10 protein-coding genes are annotated in these 9,488 nt (G+C 53.0%); 4 read left to right on the forward strand and 6 right to left on the reverse strand.

What is annotated here, in order from left to right:
- The first annotated feature begins 181 nt into the window (after positions 1-181).
- Genes M8370_RS22080 through M8370_RS22090 form a run of 3 tightly spaced genes read left to right on the forward strand, consistent with a single transcriptional unit; the run spans position 182 to position 1,470 of the window.
- Complete coding sequence (locus tag M8370_RS22080) at positions 182-667, forward strand: Hcp family type VI secretion system effector (protein ID WP_038418543.1); 486 nt, start codon at positions 182-184, stop codon at positions 665-667.
- A 1-nt stretch (position 668) separates the two neighbouring features.
- On the forward strand, positions 669-1,085 hold the full coding sequence (locus tag M8370_RS22085; protein WP_250021737.1) for a polymorphic toxin type 44 domain-containing protein: 417 nt from the start codon (positions 669-671) through the stop codon (positions 1,083-1,085).
- Positions 1,063-1,470: a hypothetical protein gene (locus M8370_RS22090; RefSeq protein ID WP_057072645.1), complete on the forward strand. Its 408-nt coding sequence runs from the start codon at positions 1,063-1,065 to the stop codon at positions 1,468-1,470. Before M8370_RS22085 ends, M8370_RS22090 begins: the two co-directional genes overlap by 23 nt.
- Before the next feature lie 76 nt (positions 1,471-1,546).
- Here the strand turns inward: M8370_RS22090 and paeA are convergent, their stop codons facing one another.
- The 6 genes from paeA to M8370_RS22120 all read right to left on the reverse strand — a co-directional run bounded on the left by paeA (position 1,547) and on the right by M8370_RS22120 (position 9,160).
- On the reverse strand, positions 1,547-2,884 hold the full coding sequence (gene paeA, locus M8370_RS22095; protein WP_013095324.1) for a polyamine export protein PaeA: 1,338 nt from the start codon (positions 2,882-2,884) through the stop codon (positions 1,547-1,549).
- 197 nt (positions 2,885-3,081) lie between these two features.
- Positions 3,082-4,629 (reverse strand): MFS transporter, encoded by a 1,548-nt coding sequence (locus tag M8370_RS22100; protein ID WP_058680816.1) that lies wholly within the window; start codon positions 4,627-4,629, stop codon positions 3,082-3,084.
- An 82-nt stretch (positions 4,630-4,711) separates the two neighbouring features.
- Positions 4,712-5,731, reverse strand: coding sequence for a Gfo/Idh/MocA family protein (locus tag M8370_RS22105; protein WP_250021738.1), 1,020 nt, complete (start codon positions 5,729-5,731; stop codon positions 4,712-4,714).
- A gap of 12 nt (positions 5,732-5,743) precedes the next feature.
- A complete protein-coding gene (locus M8370_RS22110; protein ID WP_013095328.1) occupies positions 5,744-6,811 on the reverse strand; it encodes a Gfo/Idh/MocA family protein in 1,068 nt (355 codons plus the stop codon).
- The gene (locus tag M8370_RS22115; RefSeq protein ID WP_250021739.1) at positions 6,808-7,992 is read right to left on the reverse strand and encodes a Gfo/Idh/MocA family protein; all 1,185 of its coding nucleotides are present in this window, start codon (positions 7,990-7,992) and stop codon (positions 6,808-6,810) included. Before M8370_RS22115 ends, M8370_RS22110 begins: the two co-directional genes overlap by 4 nt.
- A gap of 16 nt (positions 7,993-8,008) precedes the next feature.
- A complete protein-coding gene (locus tag M8370_RS22120) occupies positions 8,009-9,160 on the reverse strand; it encodes a Gfo/Idh/MocA family protein (RefSeq protein ID WP_013095330.1) in 1,152 nt (383 codons plus the stop codon).
- A gap of 192 nt (positions 9,161-9,352) precedes the next feature.
- Here M8370_RS22120 and M8370_RS22125 point away from each other — a divergent pair.
- Positions 9,353-9,488: LacI family DNA-binding transcriptional regulator (locus M8370_RS22125; protein WP_250021740.1), on the forward strand; the 136-nt coding region annotated here is incomplete at its 3' end.

The following is a 9,488-nucleotide window of genomic DNA, read 5'->3' on the forward strand; positions in this document are numbered from 1 at the left end:
GTTGCATCGGTAAATTTCTGGTTGCCACTTTCCAGAGGAAGTATGAGCTTGTGTAGTTATTCTTAAACTCTCTTTCAGTGCTCTCGTTTTGATATAAAACAATAAAAAATTGATTCTCTATTGGCCTTATTGAATAACGCATAAAGAATGCTCATCTCATTAACGAAAAGGAGTTTTAAGGATGGCTATTCCTGCTTATTTATGGCTGAAGGATGATGGTGGTGCGTTAATAAAAGGTGCTGTTGACGTACAAGATAGAGAGTCAAGTATAGAGATCAATGGGTTTTCACATAATGTATCTATTCCAACAGATCCATTGACAGGAAAAATTACCGGAACAAGGAAGCACTCAAGTATCCTCTTTATGAAAGAATTTGATTGTTCATCTCCCTATCTGTTCAAGGCGGTTTGTACCGGCCAAACGTTAATAAGCGCAGAGTTTAAATGGTATCGTATTAACGATGCGGGTCAGGAAGTTGAGTATAACAACATGTTTCTTGAAAACGTAAAAATTGTCGGAGTTTCTCCTGTCATGCATGATACGAAAGATGCTTCGAAAGAGAAACATAATCACCTTGAATGTGTTGAGATGCGATATGAAAAAATAACATGGAAACACTGTGATGGGAATTTGCTCTTTTCCGATAGCTGGAACGAAAGGGCATAACATGAGACGTCCAGCAATCGCTGTTAAGCCTCAACCTCCTTATGATATTTCTTCATTTTCTCCACCTGGCGTTTCATTATCAAACAACATGATGATTGCGCGGTTCCATCATGGCCCGACAGCGCTGACCTACTTATGGTTTTATAAGCAAGTAAAAGGGCATGGCCCTTGGGATTATAAAAACATATTAGGTAGGCAATACGAAAATTTTGGAAATTTTCATTTCGGAGCGGTAGGCATTGCCGCCGGAATTGAACCCGAGATATTATTGCGGGCAGCCGGACTTGCTCAAATTCTTGCAGGGACCAGCGACCCTAGTTTTAAAAATTATCAAGGGCCGGATTCACATGGGGATGATCCAACCGATCAGACATGGATTAGAGCAGGAATAGACTATGCTCAACGCTCTGGTTTTTAAAAATAAGTGGCTATATATAATCGTCGTGATTATTTTGTTAGGGTGTGGCATATGGCGTGTAGTTGATGAATTTCTTTACCTTGAACAAGATATTATACGCCGAGAGAAAGTTGGTGAGTTGTCAACTTTAATTATTACTGAAAGTAATGCTGGAGCAACCACTCCATATGTATACCAATATTACCTATACTCTGCGAAAAAATCGGATGCGGATTTTTTAAATGATCTAAGAAGTGGCTATGAACCTTTCCTGGTGACTACCGCCTCAGATGTGTATGTAAAAATTGAAGATAATTCTATCCATCTTAAGGTTAGTGGTGATATCTTTAAATTTAAGAACGTTGCAGGCTATAGTTTTATATATATGGATTCATCACCGTTCTAAATTTTTTCATCAATGTCAGATACGTACTGCATATGAGTGAAAAAAGAAAGGGCAGTTAATCACTGCCCTTTTGTTATCACGCCGACACCTTCTCTTCCGCATCCGGCAGTTTCGGCACCAGCACGGTCGGTTTGTTATCGATACGCGTCACCAGCAACTGGTCGATGCGGTAGTTATCAATATCCACCACTTCAAACTTGTAGCCGGAGAACTTCACCGAGTCGGTGCGCTTCGGGATTTTACGCAGCATAAACATCATAAAGCCGCCGATGGTCTCGTAGTTGCCTGACTGCGGGAACTCGTCGATATCCAGCACGCGCATCACGTCGTCGATTGGCGTTGCGCCGTCAATCAGCCATGAGTTCTCATCACGCGCCACAATCTGCTCTTCCAGACCCTGGCCGACCAGGTCACCCATCAGCGTGGTCATGACGTCGTTGAGGGTAATGATACCCACCACCAGCGCGTATTCGTTCATGATAACGGCAAAGTCTTCACCGGCGGTTTTGAAACTTTCCAGCGCTTCAGAGAGCGTCAACGTGTCCGGTACAATCAGGGTATTGCGGATCTGCACGCCGCTGTTGAGCGCCAGGCTTTGGTTCGCCAGCACGCGGTTCAGCAGATCTTTGGAATCCACATAGCCGATGATGTGGTCGATATCTTCATTACAGACCAGGAATTTAGAGTGCGGGTGCTCCGCGACTTTATTCTTCAGGCTCTGCTCGTCTTCATGCAGATCGAACCAAATCACGCTTTCACGGCCCGTCATGGAAGAGGGCACGGTACGGGATTCCAGCTCGAACACATTTTCGATCAGCTCATGCTCTTGCTTGCGCAGCACCCCGGCCAGCGCACCGGCTTCTACCACGGCGTAGATGTCGTCGGAGGTGATGTCATCTTTACGCACCATCGGCAGTTTAAAGATGCGGAAGATGACGTTCGCCAGGCCGTTGAAGAACCACACCAGCGGACGGAACACGAACAGGCAGAAGCGCATCGGGTTGATGATACGCAAAGCCACAGCTTCTGGCGCAATCATACCGATGCGTTTCGGGGTCAGGTCAGCGAACAGGATGAACATCCCGGTGACCAGCGAGAAGGAGAGAATAAAGCTCATCTGCTCGGCAAGTTCGGCGGACATGTACTGCACGAACAGGCTGTAAAAGGCCGGAGAAAACGCTGCATCCCCCACGATACCGCCGAGAATAGCGACCGCGTTCAGGCCAATTTGTACCACGGTGAAGAACGTTCCAGGATTTTCCTGCATTTTCAGGATACGGGAAGCATTGATGTTGCCTTCGTCGGCAAGCAGCTTAAGTTTGATTTTACGGGACGCGGCCAGCGAGATCTCGGATATCGAGAAAAATGCGCTGACGGCTATCAGACAAAGTATTACTAAAATACTGTTTAACATAGTTTATCCGGCTTCTCGCCAGATCCTCGGAAGGGAAGTTGATACCATTTGTGTGGAAACACATTGAACGTCAGCTCGTAGCGTTGAGCTGATTATTTCAGCGGGTAGTATAGCGTAAAGAGATGTAAACCTGCCAGAGGTCACATTTTGAGGCGAAAAGAGGCCGGGCAGGCGGCGAACCGGCCCGGCGAGACGCGCTATTTTGCGGCCGATAACCCGACGTTGTTCACTGCACGACGGGCAGCATCGCCTCCCCACACCTGATCGTACTCATAGCCTGTGAGCTGTTTTATCACCACGCGGGTATTGGCATCGCAGTCGCGGTAATCACCGCCCAGCTTACGGCGGGCAATCTCCTTGAGAAGCAGCTTATGCGTGTCGCGGGTGAGCTTGAATTTATAGGTAGTGAAGAAGCTCACCGCCAGCAGGGCTGCCGTCGCGAAGATCATCAGGCCTATAATCGCCCCCAGCGCGCTTTCAGGCTGTGCGCCGCCGCCCTTCACAAAGCCGGACTCCTGCAGGACCAGGCCAATAATCATGATGGCGATCGCCACGGTGCTTTTGCGGGTCAGGACCATCACCCCGGCAAAAATCCCTTCGCGGCGCTGCTGCGTCACCATCTCGTCGATATCAGGAATGAAGCTGTAGATATTCCACGGTATGTAATAGAGGCCTGCTCGGGTGGCGCCCAGCAGGATAAAGACCGCCGTGAACAGCAGCGTGGGCACCTGGGTTTTGGTCAGGTAAACCGTAAACAGGAACACCAGCACGAAGAATATCCCGCCGTAAGAGAGGCGCAAAGCGGCAGAAGGGGAGACATTCAGCCTGTTCAGCAACAGCATAAATCCATATGTGCCAGGTACCGAGGCGAAAGCCGCAATGCTCAGCCAGCCGGAGACGGCTGCCGCGTCCTGGCTCAGACAATACACGACATAATAGGTAAAGACCGAACCGAATACGTCCATCGCCGTAAATGAAAAGATATAAATAATAATATGCAGGCGGAACGCGCGAATACGGAAAGAGGAAAAGAGATCCAGCACCAGATATTTCAGGTGATTAATTAATCCGCTGCTGCGCTGTTTATCCACTTTAAACGTGGATGGCTGTTGCACATCTTTCGCTTCCCAGGTGGTGTACCAGGTAATAAATACCGCAATACAGAATACGCAGGAGAATATCAGCCCGGTAAGAGTATAGGTAAACGGATTATCTTTCCCCGTGAACTGCATAATGACGCCGGGAACGGAAACCGCAAGAAAGCCGCCGAGCTGAGAGCAGATCATACGCACACCGGAGAGACGGCTACGCTCTTCATACCGGTTAGTCATTTCAGCGGCCAGGGTTTCCCAGGGCACCAGCACCATCGCCGACAAGAGCTCAATAGAGAGGTAAGTGCCCAGGTAATACCAGTAACCCATGTCCGTAAGCCACAGCAGGGCATACAGAAACATTAAGGGCGAACTGAGTAATAAAAAGAAGCGGCGACGGCCAAATTTACGCCCGAGCCAGGTATCACCGAAATTATCCGTGATATAACCCATAATCGGGCTTAATAACGCATCAATGACGCGGGCAATAGCAAATATCGAACCCGCTTCGACGACAGAGAGCCCGCAATAGGTGGTGTAAAAAAATAAAAGCCAGGTGCCGATAATGGCGAAAGCGCCTCCGCCAAACAGATCGGTTATACCGTAGCCGAGCGCCACGCCATAACCCACTCTACGTTCAGTTGGTTTGACCATAATAATATCCAGTGTAGGGTAATGATTAACCTGATCTGTCGGGTCGTTTTTTATTTACTGCTGGAATACAAATTACGTTCTATTAATTGATTTCTATCCATTGCCTTAATTGAGATGATCGATAAATAGCCTCCACAAGGGTGAGTGATTTCCCGGCTTCACGGATATCGGTGTAATCCGTGTAACCGGGGTGGGTGATAGCCTGATAAAAACGACGGATCGCCTGCTGGTGGCCCAGCCCCCAGTAGCTTTTGACCGAACCGTCCGGGGAGTCGTCGCAGGTGAGCCTGACGCGCTCACCCGGCGTCACGCGCCAGAGCGTGTTGTCGTTCAGCAGCAGCGAGCCCTGCTCGCAGTGGATCTCCATCAGAAGCGGGGAATCAGTGGTATTGCAGTTGCTGGCGTAAAACAGGCCGCGCGCGCCGTTAGCAAAGTGCAGCGTGGCCATCGCGCTGTCTTCACCTTCCGTCACGTCCGCCAGTTCACCGCTATCCACCACGCCTTTCACACGCCTCACGCCGCCGGCGAACCACTGCATCAGGTCGAGGGTATGAATGGCCTGGTTGATCAGCAGGCTGCCTCCTTCCGTAGCCAGTCGCCCACGCCACGGACTTTGGGTGTAGTACGCGCCCGAGCGTGACCACGTCAGCACCGCTTTGATGCTGAGCATTTTTCCCAGCTCGCCTTCGTCCAGTGCCTGGCGAATGCGCAGGCTGGTGGGGTTGAGCCGGTTCTGATAACACACGCCGAGCAGACCCGTAGCCTGGTCAGCGGCGCGGGTGATATCCACCAGTTCGCTGCTGTTCATGCCCACCGGTTTTTCGCAGAAAACATGCTTTCCGGCGGCGAGGGCCGCCAGAATCATGCTTTTATGCTCAAAGTGCGGCGTGCAGATATGGACCACATCGATGGCATCATCCAGCAGCATCTCCCGGTAATCCTGATAGAAGCGGCACTGATAGCCCAATGCCAGCTTCAGCCCTTTGACGCTGTCGATATCTGCCAGCGCGCGCAGCGCAACGTTGGGGAGCTGGCGCAGCGCATTCACGTGGCAACCGTGAATCGCTCCGGCGCCGATCACCGCCGTGTTCAGGAGCTTCATTGTCGCCTCCCGTTATGCCGTTGCGTTGGCCAGCATCTGTGCCTTCACGCAGAGCTCCGCCGCCTTAAAGGCGTGAGCCTGGGTCATGGCATGTTCAGTACGATGCAAACAGTCGAGGATCAGTTCGCCAAAGAACGGGAATCCGACCTGGCCGGCGACCGGATAACGGAACTCCCCCTCGTTATTGACGAGATACACCACATCCTGTTCACCACGGGTGAGATCGACATATTTGCGGATCTCAATATAGCCTTCGGTGCCCAGCAGCGTCAGGCGGCCATCGCCCCAGGTCGAGAGCCCGTCAGGGGTAAACCAGTCGCAGCGGAAATAGCCGCTGGCGCCGTTTTCCCCTTTCAGCATGGCATCGCCAAAATCTTCGAAGGCGGGGTACTGGGGGTGTTTAACGTTCCGTACCTGGCTTGCCACCACGGTGGCGTCACTGTTGCCGGTGTAAAACAGGAACTGCTCAATCTGATGGCTGCCGATATCGCATAGAATGCCGCCGAAATAGCGCCGATCGTAGAACCAGTCAGGGCGGCCGGTCCCTTCCCGGTGCGGGCCCGTCCCCAGCGTTTGTACGACGCGGCCAATGGCCCCTTGCTGCACCAGTTGTCCGGCAAAGACCGCGCTCTCAACATGCAGGCGTTCGCTGTAATACACGGCGTATTTCCGGCCCGTTTTTTCCACCATGGCTTTGGCATCTGCCAGTTGTTCAAGGGTGGTAAGGGGGGCTTTATCGGTGAAGTAATCTTTGCCTGCGGCCATCGCTTTTAGCCCCAGCGCGCAGCGCTCGGCGGGAATGGCGGCGCCAGCTACCAGACGCACCTCATCGTCGGCGAGTATGACATCCAGGGAGTCTGCAACCCTGGCCTGCGGATACTGCTGAATGAATTTATCCACTTTTGCCGGATCGGGGTCGTAGACCCATTTCAGCGTGGCGCCCGCTTCAATCAGGCCGTTACTCATGCCGTAGATATGGCCGTGGTCGAGCGCGGCAGCGGCAAAGACAAACTCTCCTTCCCTGACAACGGGCTGAGGTTTACCCACTGGCGCGTAGTTCATGCCGTCATTTTTGTTCATGGTGTTACTCCTTCATCCAGATCTTTGCCCAGGGGAATCGCACCGACTTCGCTGAAGTTGGCGACGCTTGCGGATTTTTCATAAAAACAGGGGGCGAGGGCGTTGGTCCCGCCGGTACGGTAAAACGGATCGTCGCGTTGAATCGGCAGCGAAACCACGCAGTGGGTGATGGCGGATTTATAGATCGCGGTTATCAGCTCCAGCGAGCGTTTGCCCTGCAGGCCATCCACTAACGGCGCCGTGCCGTGCTCGATGGCATACAGCAGGTCATTAATCTGCCCGGTGTGCAGCGTCCATTCGAGCTTCGGCGTCTCGTGAAAAACGGCGTTAAGCTGCGCTTCCCGTCGCAGGTCCCGATCCTCCTGGGGAAAGCCGTTATCAGCGCTGACACTGGCAAAGGCCTGCCACGGTGCGGAGATGCGCGCCTTTTCACCCTGGATAATGATTTTCTGATCTTCGCCGTGGTGCACGACCGAGGCGGTTAGCTGAGTGAGTGCGCCGCTGGGGTATTTAAATATTGCCGCGCTGAGATCTTCGACTTCAGCGTTGTCGTGCGCCACGTTGGTCATCATGGCCACCACTTCAGACGGGAAACCCAGCATCCACTGAATGGCGTCGATGTGGTGAACCGCGTGGTTAAGGGTGCAGCCGCCGCCCTCTTTTTCCCAGGTGCCGCGCCACCACAGGTCGTAGTAGCAGTGTCCGCGCCACCAGAACGAGTCCACCTGGGCATGGCACACCTTGCCAGCAAGGCCCGAATCCAGCGCCGCTTTTAAACGCCAGAAGGCATCGGTAAAGCGGTTTTGAGCGATGATGGCGAGCAATTTACCGCTGGCCTGTTGCGCGGCGATCATGGCGTCGCACTCCTCCAGCGAGGCGGCCATCGGTTTTTCGCACAGCACATGGCAACCCGCATTGAGGGCATTAATGCTTATCTCTGCATGAACGTAGGGCGGCGTGCAGACGTCGACGATATCGATATCTGGCTCTGACGCCAGCATCTGCTCGTGGCTTTCATACACGCGTGCGTCCGTCAGGTTGTAGCGTGCTTTTTTTTCGTGGGCTTTTTCCGGGTAGATATCGACCAGCGCGACGATCCGGCAGCGTTGGCCAAACTGCAAATAACCCTGAATATGGTTATGCGAGATATTTCCTGTTCCCACGATAGCGACATTTAACATCGTTTCTTCTCCTGAGTTACCAGGTGCCGGAGGCATCCAGCGTGACGCTGGCGGTCTCTTTAGCCACTGAGGTGCTGATACGCTGTTGAAGCAAGCGCAGATACTGTTTCTCATTGAGCGGGAGGTCGACCCAGTCGTCGGTCCAGGTGGAGAGGTGCATGGCGTTGGAGAGCGTTAACCCGTGGATCCCTTCCAGCCCCGGGGCAATGAGCGGCTCGCCGCGCAGGATGGCGCCGCAGAAATTGGCGGTAATAACGTGGTGTTCGCTGCATTCCGGGCCGACGGGAAGCGTGACCTCCCAGCATTCCGGTTCACCAAAGCCGTTTTGCCAGCGGGCGTTGAAGGCGGTTTCAGATTCCCGCAGCCGCCAGTAGCGCAGTTTCCCTTCTTCGACGACCACCTTGCCGCGATCGCCGACGATCTCCAGCCGGTTGGTCCCCGGCGTTTCAGCCACGGTCGTAATAAATACGCCCGTCGCACCGTTGGCGTATTCGGCGTAGGCGGTGACCTCATCTTCCACTTCAATGTCGCGATGCTTACCAAACTGGCAAAACGCGCGCAGACGGATCGGCATACCAACCAGCCACTGCCAGAGATCAAGCTGATGTGGGTCCTGATTGAGCAGTACGCCACCGCCTTCTCCTTTCCAGGTGGCGCGCCAGCCGCCGGAGTTGTAGTAGCTCTGCGAGCGATACCAGTTGGTAATGATCCAGTTGGAGCGGCGGATCTCACCCAGCTCGCCGCTGTCGATCAGATCTTTCACCTTCTGGTAGAGCGGATTCGGGCGCTGGTTGTACATGATGCCGAACACCACATCGCAGGTCCGGGCACAGGCGTTCATCTCCTGCACCTGCGCCGTATATACGCCGGCCGGTTTTTCACAGAGCGTGTGGATGCCGTGGCGCATTGCCAGCATCGACAGACGCGGATGCTCATAGTGCGGTGTTGCGACAATCACCGCGTCGATAAGCCCGCTCTGGAGCATCTCCTGCGCATCGCTGAAAAGGGGGAGGGAGCCGACCAGCTGGCGAATGGCCGGATGCTTTTCCGGTGCATTATCACAAACCGCCGCCAGGCATGCGTCACTGACCGTACCCGCCAGTAAATAACGCGCGTGGACCGTACCGATATTACCTATTCCGATAATGCCAAAACGTACCTTCTCCATGTCACACCTTAATTTCAGTTGAAATGAGGGATGACCGGAAAATAGGAAAGGGGAGCCGCAGCGACAATGTGTTTTTGTGAGAATACTCGCAAGCTGTTTAAGTAATCTCCAGGGTCTCTGAAATTTGGTTTTAAAATCAAAGCGCTGTTTCTGCAAATATTTGCAAAAACTGATTGAGAGCGAGGTCACACTATGCCGGGCAGGTTAAAAATGGAGGAGATTGCGACCCTGACGGGGTATTCCGTCAGCACGGTTTCGCGGGTATTAAGCGGCAAGTCTTATGCCAGCGATAAAGCCCGTGACGCGATCGTTCGCACCGCGCGCGAAT

The organism is Enterobacter cloacae complex sp. OE43NF (assembly GCF_023544405.1).
Classification (GTDB): domain Bacteria; phylum Pseudomonadota; class Gammaproteobacteria; order Enterobacterales; family Enterobacteriaceae; genus Enterobacter; species Enterobacter cloacae.